This is a genomic window from Actinacidiphila yanglinensis (genome assembly GCF_900107965.1).
GTDB lineage: Bacteria > Actinomycetota > Actinomycetes > Streptomycetales > Streptomycetaceae > Actinacidiphila > Actinacidiphila yanglinensis.
The window spans coordinates 480,192-503,302 of the sequence record NZ_FNVU01000005.1; the positions used below are offsets into that span (position 1 = coordinate 480,192).

Sequence of the window (23,111 nt, forward strand, 5' to 3'; positions counted from 1 at the left end):
AGACGATTGCAACACTTCTACGGCTCTGAGCTGGTCAGATAGTGATGTCATGCAACGAAGCCGTTGTCCGATCATGGAAAGCAACGTAGCGTTTCACTCATCGGAAACAGCGAACGAGCAACGGAGAGCATGATGCAGAAGTTCGACACCCCCGCCCCGATCTCCACCGTGCTGGACATCCCCGCGGGTCGTATCCAGATCATCGCCGCCGAGCGCACCGACACCACCGTCGAGATCCTGCCCGCCGACTCCAGCAAGTCCCGTGACGTCAAGGCCGCCGAGCGGACCACCGTCTCCTACGCCGACGGCGTCCTGCGGATCGCCACCGACCAGCCGCAGAACCAGCTCTTCGGTCCGTCCGGTTCCGTGCAGATCACCGTCCAGCTGCCGGCCGGTTCCCGTGTCGAGGGCAAGTCCGCCGGTGCGGAGCTCCGCGGCGTCGGGCGGCTCGGTGACCTCGCCTTCGAGGGCGCCTACCGCCACACCAAGGTCGACGAGGCCGGGAGCGTCCAGCTCACCGCGGTCGACGGCGACATCGAGATCGGCCGGCTGGGCGGGCCCGCGGAGATCAGCACCGCCCGGGGCGACATCCGGATCAACGAGGCTGTGACCGGTGCCGTCGTCCTGCGCACCCAGTCCGGTGCCATCTCGGTCACCGCGGCGGCGGGGGTCTCCGCCGCCCTGGACGCCGACACCGGTCACGGCCGGATCAGCAACGCACTGAAGAACGACGGGACCGTCGCGCTCGACATCCGCGCGACCACCTCCCACGGGGACATCACCGCGCGCAGCCTGTGACACGGCGCGAACGCCCGTACGTCCCCGGCCGGTTCGTGCCGGCGACCGGATCGACACCGGTCGCCGGCACGGAGCCGACCCACCGCGCCCGCACTCGGCGGGCGCGCACTGTTTCCCCCCAGAAGACCCACGCCTCCGCGTCCAGCACCTGGTTGGCGGCGTACTCGCCGAGGGTCTCGTCGTCGCCCTGGGTGATGGTGTCCGGCGAGAAGGCGAAGTGCTCGGCGGCAACGGCCTGCGCCTCGGCGGCCGTTCGGGCCGACGCCGCCACCGAGACGATCACGCGGTCCGGGCCGACCCTCACCAGCCGGGTGCCGAAACGCTCCTCCCACGACCGCAGCACCACGCTCAACTCCTGCGCGTCATGGACCCAGCAGTCCACCAAGCCGCGCTGCTCGGCCAGGTCCGGCAGGTCCGCGGCGCGGTGCACACCGTCCAGCCGGCACTCCTGCCAGCCGCCGTCCTCCGCCATCTCGGCCAGGACCTCGGCCGCCTGCCGGTCGGTGCCCGGCCGGGCCCCGGCCGTCGCGGCCAGTCCGGGCCACGCGGCACCGAACGGCGCGACGACCTCCTCGAAGTCGTCGGGCTCGCCGAAGAGTTCGGCGATCCTCTCCCGGCCCGGGTAGTCCTTCCCCGCGCTCTCCTGCTTGTCCTTCGCGTCGATCTCCCAACCGCGGCGCAGGATCCGTTCTGCCGCTGCGTGCTCGCCCATGGGACGTTCCCCCCACCGTGCGGATGCGCTTGCGGCGGGAGGCTAGAACGCCCCACGGACAGTTCAGCCAGTTCGGCTAGCTCTCGGCGACCGTGATGGCGAAGCCGAGCGCGTCCGTGATGCGGTCCGCGGCGGCCATGACGCGTGCCGTGCCGACGACCGGGGCGACCGCGATCAGGACGTCCTGCACCTGCTCCGCGGTCACGCCGGCGTTGGCGGCCGGCTCGACATGGGCGAGATAGGACACCGCGGGCGCGTCCATGGCGACCAGCGCGGCGATGCGGGTGAGGAGGAACGTGCGCTCGTCCAGCCCGCAGCGGTCGATCGAGTCGAGCGTCATGGCGGCGAGGGTGTCGAGAACGGGGGTGTCCGACGCTGTGGTCATGTCCGGACCACCTTTCAGCGATGCCGTGAGCCGCTACCGATGGTGCGTGAAACGGCGGCTTGTCCTTCCACGGTAACGCCGGACCGCCCCGCGGGCCGGTCCGGCAATGCGGCGAAAACGGTCGGACAGGGAGTTATCGTGTCGACTCCGCGCCCGGTGGCCGTGCCGGCGCCGCAACCGCCGGTCACGCGCTGCGCGCAGCGCGTCCGCGCCGAGGAGACGCACATGGGACGCTGGCGGGCGCTGGTCATCCTCGGCACGGCGCAGTTCCTGATGGTGCTGGACACCTCGGTCATGAACGTCTCGATCAGCCAGCTGGTGAAGGACTTCGACACCGAGGTCACCGCGATCCAGGCGGTCATCACCCTCTACACGCTGGTCATGGCCGCCGCCATGATCACCGGTGGGAAGCTCGGCGACCTCTTCGGCCGCCGGCGGATGTTCGCCGTCGGCCTGGTGGTGTACGGCGCCGGCTCGGCGATCACCGCCGCCGCCCCGGTCCTGTGGGTGCTCGCGGTCGGATGGTCGGTCGTCGAGGGGCTGGGTGCCGCGCTGGTGCTCCCCGCGCTGGCCGCGCTGGTGGCCGGCGCCTACCGGGGGGCCGACCGGGCGGTCGCCTACGGTGTGATCGGCGGGCTGGCCGGCGCAGGGATCGCCGTCGGCCCGCTGCTGGGCGGCTGGGTGACCACCTATCTCACCTGGCGGCTGGTGTTCGTGGGCGAGGTCGTGCTGGTGCTCGCGATGCTCGCCCTCCTCGGCTGGATCGCACCGGACCCGCCGCGCGGCTCGCGGCGCGCGCGCCTCGACGTGGTCGGCGCGCTGCTGTCCGCGGCGGGGCTGGCCGTGCTGGTGCTGGGTGTCCTGCAGAGCAGTTCCTGGGGCTGGTTGCGGCCGCGGAACCCGCCGTTCACCGTGCTCGGCTTCTCGCCGACCCTCTTCGTCATCGCGGCCGGCGGCGTCGTGCTGGGCTTCTTCGGTGCCTGGGAACGCCGGACGACGGCGCGGCACGACGAGGGTCGCGGCCCGGCGCCACTGGTGAAGTTGTCGCTCTTTCACCTCGCCCCTCTGCGCTCGGGGTTGGCGATGCTGCTCGGGCAGAACCTCATCCTGCTCGGGCTGTTCTTCACCATCCCGCTCTATCTCCAGGTCGTGCAGGGCCTGGACGCCTTCCAGACCGGGCTGCGGCTGCTGCCGGTGTCCGCCACGATGCTGGTCTCCGCGATGAGCGGGCCCGTGCTCGGGCGGTTCGCGAGCCCCCGCACGGTGGTCTGGATCGCCCTGCTCGTCCTGCTGGTCGCGATCGTCTGGCTGCTCGCCACGATCGCCCCGCACATCGACGACCTCTCCTTCGGGTTCGCCATGGCGGTGCTGGGGCTGGGCATGGGACTGCTCGCCTCGCAACTCGGCAACGTGGTCCAGTCCAGCGTGGGGGAGACGGACCGCAGCGAGGTGGGCGGGCTCCAGTACACCGCGCAGAACCTGGGGTCCTCACTCGGTACCGCGCTGATCGGCTCCCTCCTCATCGGTGCGCTGGTCACCGCGTTCACGACGCAGATCGAGAGCGATCCGCGGATCTCCGAGGCGGCCCGCAAGGAGGCGGCCGTCAGGATGGAGGCGGGCGTCAGCTTCGTCAGCGCCGACCAGGTGCGTGCGGGGGCGCAGAGCGCGGGCCTGCCACCGGCGGAGGTCGACGCCGTCGTGGACGCGTACTCCACCGCCCAGCTCGACAGCCTCAAAGCGGCGATCCTGGCGGCCGGCGGCATCACCCTGGCGAGCTGTGCCTTCACCCGCCGCCTTCCCGCGACCCGGCCGAACCGGAAGCGCCCCGCGGCGAGCTGACGCACCCCCGATCGGGCGCGAGGCCCGGTCGCTCGCCGTCGCACATCAGATATCAGAGCCGACCGGTCCGGCGTATAGCCCGTCCTCGCCGCCCTAGCACGATGCGTGGCGGAAGGGGCTGATACGGCCAGTTATGCCCGGTGGGAGCGATGCGGCGGGATGGTGCGCGACCCCTTGACCGTCCACGACCAAGACCCTACGGTCGGCGCACATCGTATATGAGAGGCCGTACGGCACAGCCCCACCTGGTGCGAACCCCGGGAGCCGAGAAGACGTGTCCGACACCGTCGCCCACCGCGATCCGTCCCGCCCGCGCGCGCTGCCCTCCCGAACCGAGGCAGTGCTCGCGTCGATCAAGCACGCGATCCTGACGGGGGAGTTGAAGCCGGGCCAGGCGCTGGTCGAGGCGGATCTCGCCGAGCAGTTGGAGGTGTCCAAGACCCCCGTGCGCGAGGCGCTGAAGACGCTCGCCGGCTCGGGACTGGTCATCATGAGCCCGTACAAGGGCGCCGCCGTGCGCGAGGTCGACCAGGCGCACGCGCGCTGCGTGTACGACATGCGCCTGCTGCTCGAACCCGCGGCGGCGGCCCGCAGCGCCGCGGCCGGACGGATCGGGCGGGAGGCCGAGGAGGCGCTGGACCGGGCGGACCGCGCGGCGGACACCGCGGAACGCTCGCTGGCCAACCGGGCGTTCCACCGCGCGCTGTACTCCCGTTGCGGTAACCCCCTGCTGGTGAGATCGCTGGACGAACTGCGCGACCAGACCGCGCTGCTGTCCAGCGCGGCGTGGTCGCGGCAGCCCTCCTGGCGGATGGAGGCGGCCGAGCACCGCGCGATCCTGCGGGCCGCGGAGGACGGGGACTCCGAGCTGGTTCGCGACCTGATGCGCAGTCACATCAGTTCCTTCGCGGCCCGCAACTTCCCCGAGGACGGAGCCTGAGGCACCAGCGGCCGTCGACGATCACGCGGCTGCCCGGACGAGACGGTGAGTGAGGCGTACCTGATGATCCTGGAGACGCACGACCCGGCCTCCCCCATGGAGGCATTACGCGACCGGCTGGCGACGATCATCGCGATACCGGTCACGCCGTTCCAGGAGGACGGCAGCGTGGACTGGGACAACCACGCCGCGCTGATCCGCCGCCTGGTCGAGCACGGCGTGGACGCGATCACGCCGAACGGCAACACCGGCGAGTTCTACACGCTCACCGAGGCGGAGACGCGGCGCTCGGTGGAGTCGGCCGTCGCGGCGGCGGGCGGCGGGGCCGCCGTCATGGCCGGCGTCGGGCTCGACGTCGAGAGCGCGGTGCTCGCGGCCCGGCACGCGCGCGGCGCCGGCGCGGACGCGGTGATGGTGCATCAGCCGGTGCACCCGTACCGCTCCGTGGAGGGGTGGATCGAGTACCACCGCAACATCGCCGACGCCGTGCCGGAACTCGGGGTCGTGCTCTACGTCCGCGACCCGCGGATCAGCGGCGAGCAGATCCGCGCCCTGGGCGAGCGCAGCCCGAACGTCATCGGCGTGAAGTACGCCGTCCCCGACCCGGTGCGCTTCGCCGGGGTCGCGCGTGACGCGGGGCTGCGCCGGTTCGTGTGGATCGCCGGGCTGGCCGAGCTGTCCGCCCCGGGCTACTGGGCCGTGGGCGCGACCGGCTTCACCTCCGGCCTGGTCAACGTGGCGCCCGGGCTGGCCACCGCACTGCTGGAGTCGCTGCGCCGCGCGGACTACGCGCGGGCGATGACGGTGTGGGAGTCCGCCCGCACCTTCGAGGAACTGCGCGCCGCGGACGCCTCCGCGGACAACGTCAGCGTGGTCAAGGAGGCGCTGGCCCACCTGGGCCTGTCCGGGCGGGCGGTACGCCCGCCGTCCCGCGTGCTGCCGCAGGACCTGCGCGAGCGGATCGCGGGCCTGGTCGGGCAGTGGCGGCAGGAGGGTTGGCTGTGAGGGATCCGGTGAACGGGCAGGCGGGTGGTCCGGCGAACGGCTCGGCGCACGGGCCGGTGAACGGGCAGGCGCACGACACCCCGGCCCCGCGGCTGCGCAGCGCGGCCTGGTTCGGCGAGGGCGGCGCGGCCGACGGCGGGCTGCGCACCTTCAGCCACCGCTCCCGGATGCGGCAGCTCGGCTACCTGCCCGAGGAGCACCTGGGCAAGCCGGTCATCGCGATCCTCAACACCTGGTCCGACATCAACCCCTGCCACATGCACCTGCGCGAGCGCGCCGAGCAGGTCAAGCGCGGGGTGTGGCAGGCCGGCGGATTCCCGCTGGAGTTCCCCGTCGCCACCTTGTCGGAGACCTTCCAGAAGCCCACCCCGATGCTCTACCGCAACCTGCTCGCCATGGAGGCGGAGGAACTGCTGCGCTCCTACCCCGTGGACGGGGCGGTGCTGATGGGCGGGTGCGACAAGACCGTTCCGGCGCTGCTCATGGGCGCCGCCAGCGCCGGCCTGCCCGCCGTGGTGGTGCCGGCGGGGCCGATGCTGCGCGGCCACCACCGCGGCCGGACGCTGGGCAGCGGCACCGACCTGTGGGCGTACTGGGACGAGTACCGGGCCGGCCGGATCGGCGGGTGCGAGATGGCGGAGCTGGAGTGCGGGCTCGCCCGCTCGCCGGGGCACTGCATGACGATGGGCACGGCCTCCACCATGACCGCGGCGGCCGAGGCGCTGGGCATGGCCCTTCCCGGCTCCTCGTCCATCCCGGCCGTGGACTCCGCGCACCACCGGATGGCCGCCGCCGCGGGTGCCCGCGCCGTCGCGGCGGTCCGGGAGGAGCTGACGCCCGCGCGGATCATGACCCGGGACGCCTTCACGGACGCCGCCACCACGGTGCTGGCGCTGGGGGGTTCCACCAACGCGCTGATCCACCTGGTCGCGATGGCCGGGCGGGCAGGCGTGGATCTGGCCCTCGACGACTTCGACCGGATCGGGCGCCGGGTCCCCGTGCTCGCGGACGTCCGGCCGGTGGGCGCGTTCCTGATGGAGGACTTCCACTACGCCGGCGGGCTGCCCGCGCTGCTGCGCCGGCTCTCCGAGGTGCCAGGCGCGCTCCACCCGGACCGGATCACCGTCACCGGCAAGGACTTCGGCACCTACTACGAGGGCGCGGAGGCGTACGGCCCGGACGGCACCGCGTCCACGGTGATCCGCACGGCGCAGGACCCGGTGTCGCGCGAGGGCGGCGTCGCCGTGCTGCGCGGGAACCTCGCGCCGGACGGTGCGGTCATCAAGCACCTCGCCGCCGATCCGCGGCTGCTGACCCACACCGGCCCCGCGGTCGTCTTCGACTCCTACCGCGAGTTGCAGGAGCGGATCGACGACCCGGCGCTCGGCGTCACGGAGGACACCGTGCTGGTGCTGCGCGGCGCCGGACCGCTGGGCGGGCCGGGCATGCCCGAGTACGGGATGCTGCCGATCCCGGCGTACCTCCTGGAGCGCGGCGTCAAGGACCTGGTGCGGATCTCCGACGCGCGCATGAGCGGCACCAGTTACGGCACCTGCGTGCTGCACGTGTCCCCCGAGTCGCACATCGGCGGTCCGCTGGCGCTGGTCCGCACCGGCGACCCGATCACCCTCGACGTCCCGCGGCGGCTGCTGCGCCTGGTGGTCGACGACGCCGAACTGGAGCGCCGCCGCCGGGAGTGGCGCGCCCCGCCGGCCCGCTACGAGCGCGGCTACGGCGCGCTGTACGCGGAACACATCACCCAGGCGGACGAGGGCTGCGACTTCGACTTCCTCGCCAGGCCGGGCCGCAACCCGGCACCCGACCCCAGCTGACGTCCCGTCACATCCCCATCGGAGTACGGCCCACGCCCACTTCCTGCGACCGAAGGGTTCCACCGGACATGTCCCCCACCGGCACCTCCCCGCTCGGAACGTCCCCCAGCAGCCCGCAGGGGCTGCCCCGCCGCCGGGTACTCGGCACCCTCGCCACGGCCGTCGCCGCCGGTCCGGTGCTCGCCGCCTGCGGCGCGCCCAGCAGCGGCAACTCCGACGACAAGCCGGCCGCCCCCACCGCGCTGGCCGGCAAGCCCTCGAAACCGGTCACGCTGAACATCCTCGACGTCGCGGGCAACCTCGCCCTGACCCAGCCGATCATCGACGCCTTCAAGGCGGCGAACCCCGGCTACGTCTCCAAGATCACCACCACCACCGGCACCGCCCCCGAACTCGCCCCCAAGGTGCAGGCGCAGCAGCAGGCGGGCAACGTGCAGATCCAGCTGGTGCTGACCGGCACCGACGGGCTGTCGGCGGGCATCCAGAAGAGCCTGTGGTACGACCTCAAGCCGTACTACCCCGCGTTCTTCCCCGACCTGATGTCCAACTACCAGCCCTCGGCCGCCGCCATGGCCACGCTGGCCCAGGACCAGGGCATCGAGCTGGTGTGGTACCCCTCGGGCCCGCTGCTGGAGTACGACCCCGCCAAGGTCCCGACCCCGCCCACCACCACGGACGCCCTGCTGGACTGGGCCAAGGCCAACCCGGGGAAGTTCCAGTACGCCCAGCCGCGCAACTCCGGCCCGGGCCGCACCTTCCTGATGGGCCTGCCGTACCTGCTCGGCGACTCCGACCCGACCGACCCGACCAACGGCTGGTCCAAGACGTGGGCGTACCTGACCGAGCTCAACAAGTACGCCGCCGCCTACCCGTCCAAGACCTCGGCGACGATGACGAACATCGCCCAGGGCACCACGCACCTGATGGCCAGCACCACCGGCTGGTACATCAACCCGCGCGCGCTCGGCACGGTGCCGAAGTCCATGAGGGTCACCAAGTTCGACAGCATGACCTGGGTCAGCGACGCGCAGTACGGCGTCATCCCCAAGGGCGTCTCGAACGACGAGCTGATCGCCGCGATGAAGCTGCTGGCCTTCATCCTCACGCCCGAGCAGCAGGCCGTCACCTACGACCAGGGGTACTTCTACCCCGGCCCCGCGGTGAAGGACGTCAGCATCACCCAGGCCCCGGCCGCCTCCCGCGCGACCCTGGCGAAGTACGGCGACCCGCGCTTCGACTCCTGGATCTCCGGCAACCCGATCAAGAACTCGCTGCCCGCCACCGCCCAGGTGACCGCGTTCGATCTCTGGGACAAGCGGATCGGCTCGACCAAGTGAGCACGGTGACCGACATGACCGCCAGCGCGAGGACGCCCGCCACGAGGGCGGGCGGGGTCCGGGCCGCCTCCCAGCTCGGCGAGCTGCGCCTGCGCGGCATGAGCCGCGCGTACGGTGCGTACACCGCCCTGCACCCGCTCGATCTGACCGTCAGGGGCGGTGAGTTCGTCGCGCTGCTCGGCCCCTCCGGCTGCGGCAAGACGACCGCGCTGAACTGCCTGGCCGGGCTGCTGCCGCTGACCGCGGGCGAGATCCTGCTGGACGGGAAGCGGGTGGACACCGTGCCGCCGGAGAAGCGCGGCTTCGGCATGGTGTTCCAGAACTACGCCCTCTTCCCGCACCTGACGGTGCGCGCCAACGTCGCCTTCGGGCTGAAGATGCGCGGCGTGCCGAAGGCCGAGATCCAGCGGCGGGTCGAGGAGGTGCTCCGGCTGGTCCGGCTCGGCGAGCACGCCCACAAGCACCCGGGGCAGCTTTCCGGCGGCCAGCAGCAGCGGGTGGCCATCGCCCGCGCCATCGTCATGGAGCCGCCCCTGGTGCTGATGGACGAGCCGCTGTCCAACCTGGACGCCGCGCTGCGGCTGGAGATGCGCAGCGAGATCCGCCGGCTGCACCAGGAGTTCGGGCTGACCACGCTCTACGTGACGCACGACCAGGAGGAGGCGCTGTCCCTGGCCGACCGGCTGGTCGTCCTGGACGCCGGCCGGGTCAGCCAGATCGGCACCCCGGCCGAGCTGTACGAGCACCCCGCCGACCCGCACGTCGCCGCCTTCATGGGCTACCGCAACCTGCTGGCGCTCGAGGTGGTGTCCGCGCGCGGGCCTGAGGTGGTCGCGGCCCGGCGCGGACTGCGGCTGACCGGGACCGTGGTGGGTGACGCGCGGGTGACGCAGGGGCAGCAGGTGACCGTCGCGATCCGTCCGGAGGACGTGCGGATCGCGGAGGAGGGCGAGCCCCGGGTCGCCGAGGCGGTGGCCGAGATCGTGGAGTACCACGGCAGGGTGCTGCACGTGGAGGCGGTCACCGCCGATGGCGACCGCGTCCACCTCCGGGCCGGGCGCGAGGTCAGGCCGGGCGACGCGATCGCGCTGGCGGTGGACGCGGAGCGTGCGCTGGTGTTCGGGGCGGGGGGTGCGCCGGCCGGGGCCGCGGAGCCCGGCGGGTCCGCGGAGCCCGGCGGGTCCGCGGAGCCTGACGAGCCGGGCGGGCCCGAGGGGTCCGCGGAATCCACTGGGCCGGCCACGCTCGCCAAGTCCGCCGATTCGTCCGAGCCCGGCGATTCGTCCGAGCCCACCGCGTCCGCTGAATCCACCGCGTCCGCCGGGTCCGGCGAGTCCGCTGAGGAGGGGTCCCGGTGAGCGGTCCTGCGACGAGCGGCGCGACGATCCCGGCCGGGAGCGAGCCGAAGGCGGCGCTGCGCCACCGGCTGGCCGAACGCGGCGTGGACCGGACGCTGCTGCTGGTGCTGCCCGCCGCGCTCGCGGTGATCGCGCTGTTCTGCTACCCGTTCCTGTACGGCCTCCAGCTGTCCTTCCAGCCGGCCAAGGGCGGCGCCCTCGGGGCGTACCGGCAGTTCTTCTCCGAGCCGTTCTCCCGCAAGTCGATCTGGGCCACCTTCTCGCTGGCCCTGCCCGCCTCGCTGATCAACGTCGGGGTGTCCGTGCCGATCTCGTACCGGATGCGGCGCGAGTTCCGCGGAAAGCGGCTGCTGCTCGCCCTGCTGGTCGTCCCGATCACCCTGGGCACGGTGCTCACCGCCGAGGGCATCCTGGAGTTCTACGGCCCGGCCGGCTGGTTCAACCGCACCCTGCACCTGCTGGGGCTGGCGGACTCGCCGATGCACCTCACCATGAACTACACCGGGGTGCTGCTCTCGCTGATCATCAGCGGCTTCCCCTTCGCCTACCTGCTGACCCACTCGTACCTCTCCGGCATCCACCCGAGCCTGGAGAAGGCAGCGTCCACGCTGGGCGCCGGCTGGTGGCAGCGGTTCCGGTACATCACCTTCCCGCTGCTGCTGCCCGGGCTGCTGACCACCTTCAGCCTGTGCTTCGTGCTGGCGTTCGCCGTCTTCCCCTCGGCGATGATGGTCGGCGACCCCAACGGCAGCACCCACGTCATCTCCATCGAGGCGTACCAGGCCGCCCTGGAGCGCTTCGACTACGCGCAGGGCAGCGCCGACGCGATGATCATGACCGCGCTGATGCTCGTCGTCCTGGTCGCCGTCGCCGTGCTGCGCTCCCGGCTCTACCGCGGATCCACCGGAGGCAAGGGATGAGCGCGAGCGTGCACGCGGCCGATTCCACGGCGGGCTCCGGGCCCGCTCCGGCCACCGGCCCCGCTCCCGGTGCCACGGCCCGGCGCCGCGGGGGGCTCGCCCTGCGGCCGGGGACCTGGCTCACCTGGGCGGTGCTGGCGTTCTTCTTCGTCAACCTGCTCGGGGTCATCGGCACCGTGCTGGTCGACTCGCTCGGCAGCCGGTGGTTCGCCAGCTGGCTGCCCTCGGGCTGGACCGGCCACTGGTACAGCGACGCCTGGAAGGAGTTCTCGCTGGGCCAGGTGCTGGGCACCACCGTCGAGGTGACCTTCCTCGTGGTGCTCCTGTCGCTGGTGCTGGCGGTGCCCGCCTCCTACGCCCTGGCCCGCCGGGACTTCCCCGGCAAGAAGCTGCTCACCACGTTGTTCGTGCTGCCGATCCTGGTCCCGCCGATCGCGTACGGCATCCCGATGGCGACCGTGCTCTACAAGTTCCACCTGGCCGGCTCGCTCACGGGTGTGGTGCTCGCGAACCTGGTGCCGTCCATCCCGTTCGTGATCTTCACGATGACGCCGTTCATCGAGCAGGTCGACCCGAAGATCGAGGCGGCGGCCCGGATGTGCGGGGCCTCCACCTGGACGGTGCTGACCCGGATCCTCGCGCCGCTGCTGCTGCCGGGCATCCTCGCGGCCGGAATCCTGGTGCTGGTGCGGACGTTCGGCATGTTCGAACTCACCTTCCTGACCGCCGGTCCGACCAGCCAGACCCTCATCGTGGCGCTGTTCTCCGCGGTCAACTCGGCCGGAATCCGCAGCACCCAGTCCATCGACGCAATGGCCGTCCTCTACACCGGGACGATGGCCGTCCTGCTGCTGGTCGCGCTCCGCTTCGTCAATCCCACCCAGCTCGTGACCCGTTCGTCGGACTGACCGGAAGGAGCGGTCGGGCACCCGGCCGGGTGGGCAACCCCGAGCGATTTCGCGCCGATTCGGCGAACGTGCGGAGCCGGCTACTTGTGGAGGCCGCCATCCTGATGGTGCCCTTGTGGCGTGTGAGGCAATCGATGCCGAGGAGGTGCACGAGCCTATGATCAAGCGCATAGTCGCCGTGGCGGCGCTGGTTCCGGCGATGCTGGGCACGACGTCCGCCGTCGCATCGGCGCAGTCCGCGCCGAAGGCGACCGCGGCGGTGGTCACCCTGACCTACGACGACAGCCAGGCGGGGCAGTGGGCGAGCGCGATCACGCAAGGAGCGCAGAACTGGAACGCCGCCCTGCACAACGTGCAACTGAAGCCCGCCAGTTCACGCGGCTCCGCCGACTACGTCTACGTGGCGACCGCCGGCTGGCCCCAGACGACGCTGGGGCCGGTCTTCCCCGGCGACAGCGGTGAGGTGCAACTCGGCCAGGAGGCACTGGACGAGGGATACGACGCGACCCGGATCGCGGCGCACGAGACCGGGCACATCTTCGGTCTGCTCGACGACTACACCGGCCCGTGCTCGGAGCTCATGTCCGGCCACGGACCCGGCACTTCCTGCACCAACGCCCTCCCGAGCGCGGCCGAGGCGGCGCAGGTCGACCGGACCTACGCGGGGGACGCGGCGGCTCCGCGCGTGAAGCACCACCAGATCGTGGTCGACGTCTGGTCGAACGCGGCCCACTGATCCACCGTCACCTCGCCTCACCGGCAACCGGGTTGAGGCAGACCCGAGGGGCCGCGCCCCGGATCCCGGACGCGGCCCCTCTCCGGCTCGATGCCTCGGTGAGGTCAGCTGCCACCCTCGGCCGGGACCGGGTGGTCCCCGTGGTACCAGAGCTCGGTGGCATTGGCCCCGCCGCAGTAGAAGTACCCTCCGTCCACCGCGTTCTGCGCCTGGTTGATATCCCTGTCCCGTGCACACGAGGCCGGGTTGTCGTAGGTGAAGATGTAGTAGTTGGCGTCGGCCGCAACCGTCGGAGCGGCCGAGGCGGTCGCGGCGGAGGCCGGTCCCGCGGTGAGGGCAAGAGCTGCGGCGGCCATGCCGCCGGCAAGGGCGACCGATGCAGTGAATTTCTTCACGCGCGCGGCGATCATCAAGAGGTAGGTCCTTATGGCTGGCACTGCTTCGAAAGGGGCAACGGGGGTGCGTTGACCCTCCATTGGTCGAGATTCGACCCTAGGGCGGAGAGCGGCGGTGAACCTGTCACGGCCGCACACCCCGTACCGCGGGAGCTGTCGGATCGCCACACCGTCGACCGGCCCGGCCCGGCCCGGGCAGAAGGCCTGGACGCGCCGGGACATGGTGTCCTCGACGCGAGCGCGGTGTCCGTGGCGGCACAGTGCCTGCAAAGGTGAGGCATAGCGGGGGCCGTCGGCAGGCGTCAGTACCGGCAGGAGGGGGCAACGGGCCGCCGGGGAGCGAAGGTGATCATGGATGCCGAAGACCAGGACGTGTTCCGGGAGTTCGTGGCGAACCGATCCACCGCGCTGCTGAGGACCGCCGTGCTGCTCAGCGGCGGCGACCGGCACGCGGCGGAGGACCTGCTGCAGAACGCGCTGGTCAAGGTGGCCAACCGGTGGCACCGGATCGACGAACCGGAGGCGTACGTCCGGCAGGTGCTGTACCGGCAGCAGGTCAGCCGGTGGCGGCTGAAGGGGCGCCGCAAGGAACTGACCGTCGCCGAACCGCCGGAGGGGGCGGCCGGGGGTGACGGCACCGGCGCCGCCGAGTTGCGGCTGGTGATACGCGGGGCCCTGGCTCGCCTGACCACCCGCCAGCGCACCGTGCTCGTCCTGCGCTACTTCGAGGACCTGCCCGAGGCCGAAGTGGCCCGCATGCTCGGCTGCTCGGTCGGCACGGTGCGCTCCACCACCCACCGCTCGCTCGCCCGGCTGCGCGCTCTGGTACCCGAGTGGGGCGCCCTCGACGAGCCCGCCGGGCCGGACTCGCCGCACGCGGAAGCCACGGGGAGTCAGGCCCGCGGCCGGCCCACCACTCCCGCGCCGCCTTCCGACGACCACCGTGGCGACGCCAGTCCCGCGTCCGCCGGCACCCCTGTGGAGGTACGACCGTGACCTTCGACGAACTCGTCCGTGACACCTTGCACGAGCAGGCGGCGTCCGCCCGGCCCGCGCCCGCCGACCTCGCCGAGCGGGTCCTCGCCCGCCGCGTCCGCCGCAGGAACCGCGGTCTCACCGCCGCCGTCGTCGCGGTCGCGGCCGTCACCGCCGCGGTGATCACGCCCACCGCGCTCGACCGGGGTGGCAACGGCCCGTCAGAGAGCTCGGGCGTCAGCGGCGTCGAGAGCCATCCGTCGCAGTCGCCGCCCCTCGACCGCATCGCGGCCGGTGACCAGGTGCTGGCCGCCTACTACTCGACCCGGAGCGTGCGCCAGCCCGACCACGACGTGATCCAGACCCGTACCTACCACCTGCTGAACCCGCGCACCGGCCGCTACACCTCGGACCCGCGCTGGTCCGACGTGGCCGTCGCCCCCGGGCTGCGCACCGCCGTCGTCATCGAACAGACCCTGCCGGCACGCCGGGTGGGCCTCCTCGACCTCGCCACGGACCAGGTGACCCGCTGGATCCCGGTGCCGCAGGGCGCCGGCGCGGTGGCCGTCTCCCCGGACGGCGGCAAGGCGGTGGTCACCACCTACGACCAGAACCCGAACCGCCTGTTCTGGGCGAAACGTTCCATGGTCAACGACACGTACCAGCCGCGGGCGGAGTACTCCCGTACCGGTTTCGCCGTCGTCGACCTGCCGTCCGGAGCGTCGCAGTGGCATCCGGTGGCACCCGACGTCTCCGTGCCGTTCGAGGCCTTTCCCCGATCCGGCTCGGCGCTGCTGTTCAGCGCCGACGGCTCCCTGCTGATGGACCGGAGGATGACGGCGCCCGTGACCGTCTTCCGCCGTCTCGACGGCACCGCGGTGCCCGCGCCGGGAAGGGAGAAGTACGAGGACACCGAGGGCGTGCCGGCCGGGCTGTCCCCCGACGGCACCCTGATGGCGGGAGGTTCCGCCGGCCACGGTTGGTCGACCGCCACCGAGGTGCTCGACCCGGTCACCGGCAAGCGGGTCGCGCTGCAACGGGGGGAGGTACTCCTGGCCTGGGTCGACGACAGGCACCTCATCGCGTGGGACATCATGCCCGGCAGCACGAACGAGTTCGGCACACGGCTGGTGCTGGTCACCGTCGGCGGCAGCAAGGAGGTTCCCCTCTCCGGGCCACGGCACACGACCACTGACGAACCGTCACCCGGAGGCTGGGAGCCCGTCTTCGCCCACCGCTGAACCGGGCGGGGCCGGGCGGGTCAGGCGGTGGTGGTGGCGCGGAGGGTGAGCAGGGTGATCTCGCTGGGGGCGAAGACCCGGAAGGGCGGGCCCCAGAAGCCGGTGCCGCGGCTGGTGTAGAGCTGGGTGCGCTCGCCGTGCTCGCTCAGGCCGTGGACGACCGGCTGGTCGACGCGGACGAGGTAGTGGAACGGCCAGATCTGGCCGCCGTGGGTGTGCCCGGAGATCTGCAGGTCGACACCGGCGGCAGCGGCCTGCCCGACGTACTTGGGCTGGTGCGCGACGAGCAGGACCGGCCGGTCCGGGTCCGCCCCGTCCAGCGCGCCGGCCAGGTTCGCGCGGTGCCCGGCCAGGCCGGAGGACTCCGCGGTGACGTCGTCCACGCCCGCGAGGACGAGGTGGTCCCCGCCGCGCTCCACCACGACATGGCGGTTGTGCAGCGGTTCCCAGCCGAGGTCCGCCATGCGGTCGAGCCAGCCCTGGGCCTCCCCGAAGTACTCGTGGTTCCCGGTGACGTAGACCTTCGCCAGCCGCGACCGGATCGTCCCGAGCGGCGCGGACTGCTCCTGCCGCTGGGCGGGGGTGCCGTCCGCGATGTCGCCGGCGTGGACCACGACGTCGGCGTCGAGCGCGTTGACCGCCTCGGTGACCCGCGCCGACCAGCGGGCCCGGTCGATCGGCCCGTAGTGGGTGTCGGCCAGCACCACGACGCGGGTGCCGTCGAGGCCGGCGCCGAGCCGCGGCACGCGGACGTCGACCCGTTTCACCCGGGGCACGCGCATGGCCTCGTGGTGGCCCCAGGCCAGCAGCACGGCCGAGACCGCGGCGACGGCCACGGCGACGATCCTCGCGCGGTGCGCGCCGCCGGCGTCGAGGCCGAGCAGCACCAGGTGCACCAGGCCGCCCAGCACCGACCAGGTGAACAGCACCCAGACCACCCCGAGGGTGCTGTCCGCGATCCGAGCCGCGCGGTCGGCCCGCCGCCGCCCGTGGCCCGCGGTGATCAGGAAGGGGAAGGAGACCAGCGCGACGGCGAAGACGACGGTGCCGGCGAGGAACACCGGGAACGGCCAGCCGGCGCCGGAGCCGAACAGCGTCCACCAGGGCAGCACGAACAGCAGCGCGAGGACGAGGAAGACGACGGTGGTGCCCAGCCGCCGGCGCAGCGACCCCCGGGGACGCCCGCTCCCGGGCTCGCCACCGGTCCCGGATTCGGTCCCGGTTCCGGGCGCGGCCCCGGCGTCCGGCGCGCTGTCGGCCGCGGGCCGGGCGCCGGCCGGTGCGCGCTCCGGTTCCCCGCCGGGCGCCCGCGTCCCCGCCTCCGCCCGGATGGATTCGCTCTCCGTCACTGCGCCGCCCCTCACACCCGCCGTCCTGCCGTCACCCCCCATCATCCGCCACGCGGCGCCGTCGCGACGCTGCCCGGTGCCCGCCGCCGTGGGAAGCCGAACGCGGCGGCCAGCGCGGGCTGGTGGAAGGAGGTGATCCGGCTGATGCCGCCGACGGTGACGGTGAGCACCACCACGCCGTACGCCTGGTAGCCGCCGCGCCGATCACGGGTGTACGCCATCGCGGCGGGCTGCCCGTTCGCGCGCGTGGGCAGCATGAGCCAGTCGCCGGGCGATCCCAGCACCCAGGTACGGAGGTAGGGCACGCAGGTCGCGTTCCCGGCGAACCAGGTGGTGAAGGGGGTCGCCTCCAGGGTGGCGTCACGGCGCAGCAGCCGTTCCAGGGCCGGTGCGTCGGCGTTCTGGAAGGCCGCGATGTACTGGTCGAGGAACGCGTGGGCCGCCGGTTCGGTGGGCGGCGTGATCTCGTCGGCCGCGGGGGACACCTCCCGCAGCCGGCTGCGGGCGCGCTGCAGCGTGCTCTTGACCGCCGTCGTGGTGGTGCCGAGCATGGCGGCGACCTCCGCGGCCGGGAAGGACAGCACCTCCCGCAGGATGAGCACCGCGCGCTGCGTGCCGGACAGGTACTGCAGGCTCGCGACGAGCGCCAGCCGCAGGTCCTCCCGCGCGAGGACGACGGAGGCGGGATCGGCTGCGTCCGGGGTCACGAGCACGTCGGGAAGCGGTTCGAGCCAGCGGACACCCGGTGCGGCCGGTACCGGCGCGGCCTCGGGGTCCGGTTCCGGACCGCCGAGGCCGGACGGCAGCACCCGCCGGCTGTGGTGCGCCAGCGCGGTCAGGCAGGCGTTGGTGGCGATCCGGTAGAGCCAGGTGCGCACCGACGACCGGCCCTCGAACGCGTCGTAGGAACGCCAGGCGCGCAGGTAGGTCTCCTGGACCGCGTCGGTGGCGTCGTCGACCGAGCCGAGCATGCGGTAGCAGTGCGCCAGCAGCTCCCGCCGGAAGGGCTCGGTGGCGCCGGCGAACGCCTCGCCGTCGGGAGTGCCGGTCTCCCGGTCGGGTCCGTACCAGGTCACCAATGGTCTCCGGTCATGTGGAGCGGCCGAGGAAGGCGGCCAGCCGGTCGGCCGGGTACGCGCCCGTCGGAGCCTCGACGACGGGCCCGAAGGGTGCCTCTCCTTCCCCGCCGCGGTAGGCGTCGGGGATCTCCACCCGGGCCTGGGCGAGCAGTTCGTCCGCGAGCCCGGGATCCAGGTCGGTGTCGTGCCCGAGGGCGCGGGCCAGGTCCCATCCGTGGGTGAACTGGTCCCTGGCGAGCAGTCCCATCAGGCCCGCGCCCGACAACGTACCGAACCCCAGCTCGAACGTCCCCTCCAGGACTCCGGCGGACCCGAAGGCGGCCAGCGCGACCTTGATGCCGTCGTCGTAGACGGCGAGGAAGTCGCCGGCCGCGAAGTCCTCGTCGGTGTGCTCCCCGCCCGTCCCCAGCGTGGCGGAGGCTCCCCAACGGGCCGAGTCGACGAGGTGGTTGATCAGGGCGCGTACGTCCCACGACCGGCACGGCGTCCCGGCGTCCAACCCGTCGGGTCCGACCCGGGCCAGCACGGCCCGGGTGCTGGCGAAGGCCCGGCTCAACTGCCGGAAGGGCGCGGAATCCTGCTGACTCTCCACCGGTGGTGATCCTCTCTGACGGTTCCTGGTACCTCGGCCCTCGGCCCGCCGCGCACGCGGAAGGTCCTCGGGCCCCGACAGGTAGACCGTCCGGGACCGGAAAAGGAATCGCGGCGCCCCGGAACGCAGCTCAGCGCACCGGGCGGTGGCGCTTCGTCAGGGGCGGGTGGGGCCGCGGGAAACAGGAAAGTTGGTCTAGTCCTCTTGACGCGGTGTGCTCGCGCGCGGTTTGGTACGTACCAACTCAGGCCCGAGATGCACGCTCCCCCCACCACTTCACGCTTGAGGGGCTTCCATGCGCCTTGCGAAATGGGCGGCTTCCGCCTCCGCGCTCACGCTCGCGACGACCGGTGCGGTCCTCGCCCTGGCCCCCGCCGGCAACGCCGCGGCGACCAGCACCTACTCCGTCGCTCCCTACGTCGACATGTCGAACGGCCAGGAAGGCATGCTCGACACCGCCATCACCGGCCACGGGCTGAAGGCCTACACCGCGGCCTTCGTCCTCGGCTCCGGCTGCAACCAGATCTGGGGCGACACCCTCCCCATCGGTGCCGACTCCTTCACCGACCCGCTGATCGCCAAGGCGAAGTCCGAGGGCGCCTCCGTCATCATCTCGTCCGGCGGGGCAAGTGGGCTGCCGCTCGCCTGGACCTGCTCCACGCAGAGCTCGATCGAGTCCGGCTACCAGGCCCTCATCAACGACTACGGCGTCACCCGGCTGGACTTCGACATCGAGGGCGCCGCGATCGCGGACACGGCCGCCACGGCCCGCCAGATGCAGGCCATGAAGGACCTGAAGGCGTCCAACCCCAACCTCCAGTTCTCGGTGACGCTGCCGGTGCTGGCCAGCGGGCTGACCTCCGACGGCGTGAACATCCTCAAGGCCGCCAAGACCGCGGGCGTCAAGATCGACGTGGTCAACATCATGACCATGGACTACTACTCGGGCACCGGCACCGAGATGGGCCAGGGCTCGGTCGCCGCGGCCGGGGCCACCCTGTCCCAGATGCAGTCCGTCGACTCGAGCTACTCCTACGCCAACCTCGGGATCACCCCGATGATCGGCAAGAACGACGACGGGTCGACGTTCACCCTCGCCGACGCCCAGACCGTGGAGAGTTTCGCCGCCCAACACGGCATCGCGCGGCTGGCGTTCTGGTCGGTCAACCGCGACCAGCCGTGCAGCGGAAGCGCCAACTCCCTGCCCACGTGCAGCGAGATCAGCCAGAACAGCCTGGCGTTCACCGACGCGTTCCTCCAGTACGCGGGCGGCTCGGGCGGGACGACGGGCGGCACCACGGGCGGGAGCACGACCGGCGGCAGCACCACGGGCGGGACCACCACCGGCGGGAGCACCACCGGCGGCAGCACGACCGGCGGGTCCGGATCGACCTGCACCACCGCCTCCTGGAGTTCCTCGCAGGTCTACACCGGCGGCGACAAGGTCAGCTGGAACGGCCACAACTGGTCGGCGAAGTGGTGGACGCAGGGCGAGGAGCCCGGCACCACCGGAGAATGGGGTGTCTGGCAGGACCTCGGCGCCTGTTGAGCCGCTGATCCGCGTGATCCGCGTGATCGGCGTGATCGGCGTGATCTGAGAACGTCCCACGGCCTGGCCCGAGTTCGGGGCCAGGCCGTTCGGCGTCGTGGGGTCCGCGGCGGAGGCCGGCTCTCCGGCCGCCGTCCTCAGCGAAGTTCCGCCGCGGCCGCCCGGAGCTCGTCGAACGCCGCCCGCGTGTGGGTCGCCAGCTCGCCGGGGTCGGCGTCCCGGGCGGGGTCGGCCCAGCGGGCGTACCCGCGCTTGAAGGCGAGCACGCCGATCTCGGCGGCCACCTGCGCCGCGGGTTCCGCGACCTCGCGGCGCGTCAGCGCGTCGGTCATCGCCGCGGCCATGCCGATGCTCTTGAGCGCCTCGCGGTTCCGCAGCTCCTCGTTGGCCTCGATCGCCGCGCGCAGCATGGGGCCGAGCTCGCGGTTGAACGACGTCATCGTGCCCGACGCGCGCTCCAGTCCGGCCGCGACCGCCGCCATCGGCGTCGCGTCCGCCGGCGCGGAGTCGATGCCCTCGGCCAGCAGCCGGCTCAGCGCCTCCTGCCCCGCGGCGAGGATCTCCCGCTTGTCCGGGAAGTGGCGGAAGAAGGTGCTCCGGGTGAGCCCCGCACGTGTGGAGATCTCGGCAACCGTCGTGTTGTCGTAGCCCTGCTCGACGAACAGGTCGAGCGCCGCCACGATCAGGCGCTCGCGCGCATCCGGTTTCCATCTCGGCATACCGCCAGCCTAGCCGATGGGACAGGTGTCGCATCACGGTGTACGGTGATGGGACACCTGTCTCATCATGTCTGGGAGCTCCCATGCGCGTCTTCATCACCGGCGGAACGGGCCTCATCGGCACGGCCGTCGTCGCCGAACTGCTCACCGCCGGCCACTCGGTCACCGTCCTCACCCGTTCCGACGCCTCCGCGGCACGCGCCCGGGCCGCGGGCGCCGACGCGCTTCCCGGCGGGCTCGCCGACCTCGCGGTGCTGCGCGGCGGCGCGGAGCAGGCGGACGGCGTCATCCACCTCGCGTTCAGCAACGACTTCAGCTCGCCCGAGGCGTGGGCCCGGGGCATCGCCGAGGAGAGCGCCGCCCTGGAGACGCTCGGCGAGGCGCTGGTCGGCACGGGCCGGCCGCTCGTCACCGTGTCGGGCACGCCCGCCGCCGCGGGCCGCGCGTCGACCGAGGACGACCCGGTGCCGACCGACGGACCCGTCGGCGGCCGAGGCCGGTCCGTGAACCGCACGCTCGCCCTCGCCGAGCGCGGCGTGCGCAGCTCGGCCGTCCGCATGCCGCGCACCGTCCACCACCAGGGCGAGGGCGGCTTCGCCGGGCTGCTCACCGGCATCGCCCGCCGCACCGGCGTCTCCGGCTACCCGGGAGACGGTGCGCAGCGCTGGCCGGCCGTCCACGCGCGCGACGCCGCCACCCTGTTCCGGCTCGCCCTGGAGGAGGCCCCGGCCGGAACCGCCTGGCACGCGGTTGCCGACGAGGGCGACGCGGTACGCGACATCGCCGCGGTCATCGGGCGGCGGCTCGGCCTGCCCGTCGAGTCGGTGCCGCCGGAGAGCTTCGGCGCCCTCGCCACGATCTTCGCGGCCGACCAGCCCGCTTCCAGCGCGCACACCCGCGCCGCCCTCGGCTGGAAGCCGACCCACCCGAGCCTGCTCGACGACCTGGAGAACATCCAGCCCTGAGCACGGGCGGCCCGGAGTCTCCGATCGACTTCGGACGAAGGGGCGCCACCCGTCGGCCCGAGCCCCCTCCGGGTCCCCCGGCAGCCGGCGGGCGGCGTCCGGGAGATGGGGGACCCGGGTGACAGGTGGGTGGCAGATCAGGCGCCGCTGGTGAGGATCATCGGCTGCGGCTCCGGCTGGGTGGGATCCGCGACCACGCCCACCACGGTGGTCTGCCGCGACGAGGAGCCCACCACGCCCTCCGGGTCGAAGAGCGTGCCGGAGGGCAGGGCGAGCGAGTGCCAGGTGCCGCCGGACAGGCGCATGGCGTACCCGTCGGCGCCGGGGCCGGGGTAGGCCGCGGTGGTGGTACGTCCGACGGCCACGACCCCCTGGGGGGTGACCGTCACGGCGCTGAGGCGGCCCGCCGCCGCGGGGACGGTGACCTGCCGCCAGCTGTGGCCGTCCCAGTGCGCGACGAGTGCGTGGCCCTCGTCGCTGTCGTCGAGGACGGTACGGCCCACCGCCCACACGTCGTCGGGCCCGGTGCCGGCGAGGGCGTTGAACTCGCCTGCCAGGCCCACGTACTGGGGCGCGGGCACCTGCGTCCAGCCGTGGCCGTCGTCGTGCATGAGCACCGGCTGGTCGCTGTCGGTGGTGCTGCCGGCGGCCCACACGTCGTCCGGGCCGATCTCGGTGACGGCGTTGAGGACGAATCCGTCGGCCGGCTCCGGGAGGCGCTGCACCGTCCAGGAGGAGCCGTTCCAGTGCTCGGCCAGCCCCGCCATGTGCGTCTGGGTGTACGGGAGCCCGCTGTCCGGGTCGGTCGCGGTGCCGTCGTCGATCTGGGCCCAGCCCACGGCCCACGCGTCGTCGGAGCCGCGCCCGGAGATGCTCAGCAGCCCGGCCGAGTCGTCGTAGGTGGCGGCCGGGACGGGAGCGGCGTTCAGGCTCCAACTGGCGCCGTTCCAGCGCTCGGTGACGATGCCGCCGGCCTGCGCGGCGTCGTCCCCGACGACCCAGCCGTCGGAGGCCGAGGTCGCGGTGACGCCGTTGAACCGGGTCTGGGCCCCGTCGGGCAGGGTGGCGGTCGGCGTGCTCACCCAGCCCCGCGGGTCGCCGGCCCGGCGGGTGAGCAGCACCGGCGTGTGCACGCTGACCTTGCCGATCTGGGTGATGCGGAAACCCGCGGCCCAGGTGGTGCCGGCATCGGGCTGGGCGGCGCCGTCGAGGACGGTGTCGCTCACCGGCAGGGTGGCCGAGGTCCAGCTCGACGCATTGCCGGCAAGGGACGGGGACCTGGGCGCCGCCGAGGGTGAGGACCGGGGCGCTGCCTGGGCGGTGGCGGTGGTGGTCGCCGTCCCCGCCACGATGAGCACGGCGGTCGCGAGGGTCATGATCGTCGATCGGGACATGGTGATCTGCTCTCCAGGAGGGCGTGCGGGGGTGGCCCGGCGGCCGGGGTGGCCGCCGGGTGGAGCGGACGGAAGGGCGTCAG

21 protein-coding genes and 1 pseudogene are annotated in these 23,111 nt (G+C 72.8%); 14 read left to right on the plus strand and 8 right to left on the minus strand.

Features of this window, described 5'->3' with window-relative positions; genetic code table 11:
* The first annotated feature begins 132 nt into the window (after nt 1–132).
* On the plus strand, nt 133–798 hold the full coding sequence (locus tag C4U44_RS14745) for a DUF4097 family beta strand repeat-containing protein (RefSeq protein ID WP_103886307.1): 666 nt from the start codon (nt 133–135) through the stop codon (nt 796–798).
* Here the strand turns inward: C4U44_RS14745 and C4U44_RS14750 are convergent.
* Nucleotides 779–1,510 (minus strand): DUF4253 domain-containing protein, encoded by a 732-nt coding sequence (locus tag C4U44_RS14750; protein ID WP_103886203.1) that lies wholly within the window; start codon nt 1,508–1,510, stop codon nt 779–781. The two genes, C4U44_RS14745 and C4U44_RS14750, sit on opposite strands and share 20 nt — an antisense overlap.
* A gap of 76 nt (nt 1,511–1,586) precedes the next feature.
* Nucleotides 1,587–1,895: a carboxymuconolactone decarboxylase family protein gene (locus tag C4U44_RS14755; protein ID WP_103886204.1), complete on the minus strand. Its 309-nt coding sequence runs from the start codon at nt 1,893–1,895 to the stop codon at nt 1,587–1,589.
* Nucleotides 1,896–2,120: 225 nt separating this feature from the next.
* Here C4U44_RS14755 and C4U44_RS14760 point away from each other — a divergent pair, with 225 nt between their 5' ends.
* From C4U44_RS14760 to C4U44_RS14800, 9 genes are all read left to right on the plus strand, one after another.
* Complete coding sequence (locus C4U44_RS14760) at nt 2,121–3,734, plus strand: MFS transporter (protein WP_103886308.1); 1,614 nt, start codon at nt 2,121–2,123, stop codon at nt 3,732–3,734.
* A gap of 274 nt (nt 3,735–4,008) precedes the next feature.
* Nucleotides 4,009–4,674 (plus strand): GntR family transcriptional regulator, encoded by a 666-nt coding sequence (locus tag C4U44_RS14765; RefSeq protein WP_103886205.1) that lies wholly within the window; start codon nt 4,009–4,011, stop codon nt 4,672–4,674.
* Nucleotides 4,675–4,737: 63 nt separating this feature from the next.
* A complete protein-coding gene (locus C4U44_RS14770; protein WP_200823264.1) occupies nt 4,738–5,679 on the plus strand; it encodes a dihydrodipicolinate synthase family protein in 942 nt (313 codons plus the stop codon).
* Between the two features lie 92 nt (nt 5,680–5,771).
* A complete protein-coding gene (gene araD, locus C4U44_RS14775; RefSeq protein ID WP_235032098.1) occupies nt 5,772–7,511 on the plus strand; it encodes an L-arabinonate dehydratase in 1,740 nt (579 codons plus the stop codon).
* A gap of 68 nt (nt 7,512–7,579) precedes the next feature.
* Nucleotides 7,580–8,848, plus strand: coding sequence for an extracellular solute-binding protein (locus C4U44_RS14780; protein ID WP_103886206.1), 1,269 nt, complete (start codon nt 7,580–7,582; stop codon nt 8,846–8,848).
* Between the two features lie 14 nt (nt 8,849–8,862).
* Nucleotides 8,863–10,206, plus strand: a complete 1,344-nt coding sequence (locus tag C4U44_RS14785) for an ABC transporter ATP-binding protein (protein WP_103886311.1) — start codon at nt 8,863–8,865, stop codon at nt 10,204–10,206.
* Nucleotides 10,203–11,126, plus strand: coding sequence for an ABC transporter permease (locus C4U44_RS14790; RefSeq protein WP_103886207.1), 924 nt, complete (start codon nt 10,203–10,205; stop codon nt 11,124–11,126). The genes C4U44_RS14785 and C4U44_RS14790 overlap by 4 nt, the downstream gene beginning before the upstream one ends.
* Complete coding sequence (locus tag C4U44_RS14795) at nt 11,123–12,034, plus strand: ABC transporter permease (RefSeq protein ID WP_103886208.1); 912 nt, start codon at nt 11,123–11,125, stop codon at nt 12,032–12,034. The genes C4U44_RS14790 and C4U44_RS14795 overlap by 4 nt, the downstream gene beginning before the upstream one ends.
* Before the next feature lie 157 nt (nt 12,035–12,191).
* Nucleotides 12,192–12,770, plus strand: coding sequence for a snapalysin family zinc-dependent metalloprotease (locus tag C4U44_RS14800; protein WP_103886209.1), 579 nt, complete (start codon nt 12,192–12,194; stop codon nt 12,768–12,770).
* Between the two features lie 104 nt (nt 12,771–12,874).
* On the opposite strand, the gene C4U44_RS14805 is transcribed toward C4U44_RS14800, so the two are convergent.
* Nucleotides 12,875–13,180, minus strand: a complete 306-nt coding sequence (locus C4U44_RS14805; protein WP_103886210.1) for a hypothetical protein — start codon at nt 13,178–13,180, stop codon at nt 12,875–12,877.
* 336 nt (nt 13,181–13,516) lie between these two features.
* Here C4U44_RS14805 and C4U44_RS14810 point away from each other — a divergent pair.
* Both C4U44_RS14810 and C4U44_RS14815 read left to right on the plus strand, forming a co-directional pair.
* Nucleotides 13,517–14,068 (plus strand): annotated as a pseudogene (locus C4U44_RS14810) (SigE family RNA polymerase sigma factor); the annotation flags it as partial.
* A gap of 89 nt (nt 14,069–14,157) precedes the next feature.
* Nucleotides 14,158–15,381 (plus strand): hypothetical protein, encoded by a 1,224-nt coding sequence (locus C4U44_RS14815; protein ID WP_103886211.1) that lies wholly within the window; start codon nt 14,158–14,160, stop codon nt 15,379–15,381.
* Between the two features lie 20 nt (nt 15,382–15,401).
* Here the strand turns inward: C4U44_RS14815 and C4U44_RS14820 are convergent, their stop codons facing one another.
* The 3 genes from C4U44_RS14820 to C4U44_RS14830 all read right to left on the minus strand — a co-directional run bounded on the left by C4U44_RS14820 (nt 15,402) and on the right by C4U44_RS14830 (nt 18,401).
* Nucleotides 15,402–16,547, minus strand: a complete 1,146-nt coding sequence (locus C4U44_RS14820; RefSeq protein ID WP_235032099.1) for a metallophosphoesterase — start codon at nt 16,545–16,547, stop codon at nt 15,402–15,404.
* 224 nt (nt 16,548–16,771) lie between these two features.
* Nucleotides 16,772–17,806, minus strand: a complete 1,035-nt coding sequence (locus tag C4U44_RS14825) for an RNA polymerase subunit sigma-70 (RefSeq protein ID WP_103886213.1) — start codon at nt 17,804–17,806, stop codon at nt 16,772–16,774.
* 13 nt (nt 17,807–17,819) lie between these two features.
* Nucleotides 17,820–18,401 (minus strand): TIGR03086 family metal-binding protein, encoded by a 582-nt coding sequence (locus C4U44_RS14830; RefSeq protein WP_103886214.1) that lies wholly within the window; start codon nt 18,399–18,401, stop codon nt 17,820–17,822.
* Between the two features lie 295 nt (nt 18,402–18,696).
* Between C4U44_RS14830 and C4U44_RS14835 the strand changes: the two genes are divergently transcribed.
* A complete protein-coding gene (locus C4U44_RS14835) occupies nt 18,697–19,950 on the plus strand; it encodes a chitinase (RefSeq protein WP_103886215.1) in 1,254 nt (417 codons plus the stop codon).
* 137 nt (nt 19,951–20,087) lie between these two features.
* On the opposite strand, the gene C4U44_RS14840 is transcribed toward C4U44_RS14835, so the two are convergent.
* Nucleotides 20,088–20,669: a TetR/AcrR family transcriptional regulator gene (locus tag C4U44_RS14840; RefSeq protein ID WP_103886216.1), complete on the minus strand. Its 582-nt coding sequence runs from the start codon at nt 20,667–20,669 to the stop codon at nt 20,088–20,090.
* 83 nt (nt 20,670–20,752) lie between these two features.
* On the opposite strand from C4U44_RS14840, the gene C4U44_RS14845 reads away from it, so the two are divergent.
* Nucleotides 20,753–21,634 carry an SDR family oxidoreductase gene (locus C4U44_RS14845; protein WP_103886217.1) on the plus strand — a complete coding sequence of 294 codons (882 nt, stop codon included), beginning with the start codon at nt 20,753–20,755 and terminating at the stop codon, nt 21,632–21,634.
* A 137-nt stretch (nt 21,635–21,771) separates the two neighbouring features.
* On the opposite strand, the gene C4U44_RS14850 is transcribed toward C4U44_RS14845, so the two are convergent.
* On the minus strand, nt 21,772–23,028 hold the full coding sequence (locus tag C4U44_RS14850) for a hypothetical protein (RefSeq protein WP_103886218.1): 1,257 nt from the start codon (nt 23,026–23,028) through the stop codon (nt 21,772–21,774).
* Nucleotides 23,029–23,111: the final 83 nt, after the last annotated feature.

What these genes read in the sequence shown, in the direction of transcription:
- C4U44_RS14745 (WP_103886307.1), top strand. Translation starts at nt 133, where the DNA reads ATGCAGAAGTTCGACACCCCCGCCCCGATCTCCACCGTGCTGGACATC.
- C4U44_RS14750 (WP_103886203.1), bottom strand. Translation starts at nt 1,510, where the DNA reads ATGGGCGAGCACGCAGCGGCAGAACGGATCCTGCGCCGCGGTTGGGAG.
- C4U44_RS14755 (WP_103886204.1), bottom strand. Translation starts at nt 1,895, where the DNA reads ATGACCACAGCGTCGGACACCCCCGTTCTCGACACCCTCGCCGCCATG.
- C4U44_RS14760 (WP_103886308.1), top strand. Translation starts at nt 2,121, where the DNA reads ATGGGACGCTGGCGGGCGCTGGTCATCCTCGGCACGGCGCAGTTCCTG.
- C4U44_RS14770 (WP_200823264.1), top strand. Translation starts at nt 4,738, where the DNA reads ATGATCCTGGAGACGCACGACCCGGCCTCCCCCATGGAGGCATTACGC.
- C4U44_RS14780 (WP_103886206.1), top strand. Translation starts at nt 7,580, where the DNA reads ATGTCCCCCACCGGCACCTCCCCGCTCGGAACGTCCCCCAGCAGCCCG.
- C4U44_RS14785 (WP_103886311.1), top strand. Translation starts at nt 8,863, where the DNA reads ATGACCGCCAGCGCGAGGACGCCCGCCACGAGGGCGGGCGGGGTCCGG.
- C4U44_RS14795 (WP_103886208.1), top strand. Translation starts at nt 11,123, where the DNA reads ATGAGCGCGAGCGTGCACGCGGCCGATTCCACGGCGGGCTCCGGGCCC.
- C4U44_RS14800 (WP_103886209.1), top strand. Translation starts at nt 12,192, where the DNA reads ATGATCAAGCGCATAGTCGCCGTGGCGGCGCTGGTTCCGGCGATGCTG.
- C4U44_RS14805 (WP_103886210.1), bottom strand. Translation starts at nt 13,180, where the DNA reads ATGATCGCCGCGCGCGTGAAGAAATTCACTGCATCGGTCGCCCTTGCC.
- C4U44_RS14835 (WP_103886215.1), top strand. Translation starts at nt 18,697, where the DNA reads ATGCGCCTTGCGAAATGGGCGGCTTCCGCCTCCGCGCTCACGCTCGCG.
- C4U44_RS14840 (WP_103886216.1), bottom strand. Translation starts at nt 20,669, where the DNA reads ATGCCGAGATGGAAACCGGATGCGCGCGAGCGCCTGATCGTGGCGGCG.
- C4U44_RS14845 (WP_103886217.1), top strand. Translation starts at nt 20,753, where the DNA reads ATGCGCGTCTTCATCACCGGCGGAACGGGCCTCATCGGCACGGCCGTC.
- C4U44_RS14850 (WP_103886218.1), bottom strand. Translation starts at nt 23,028, where the DNA reads ATGTCCCGATCGACGATCATGACCCTCGCGACCGCCGTGCTCATCGTG.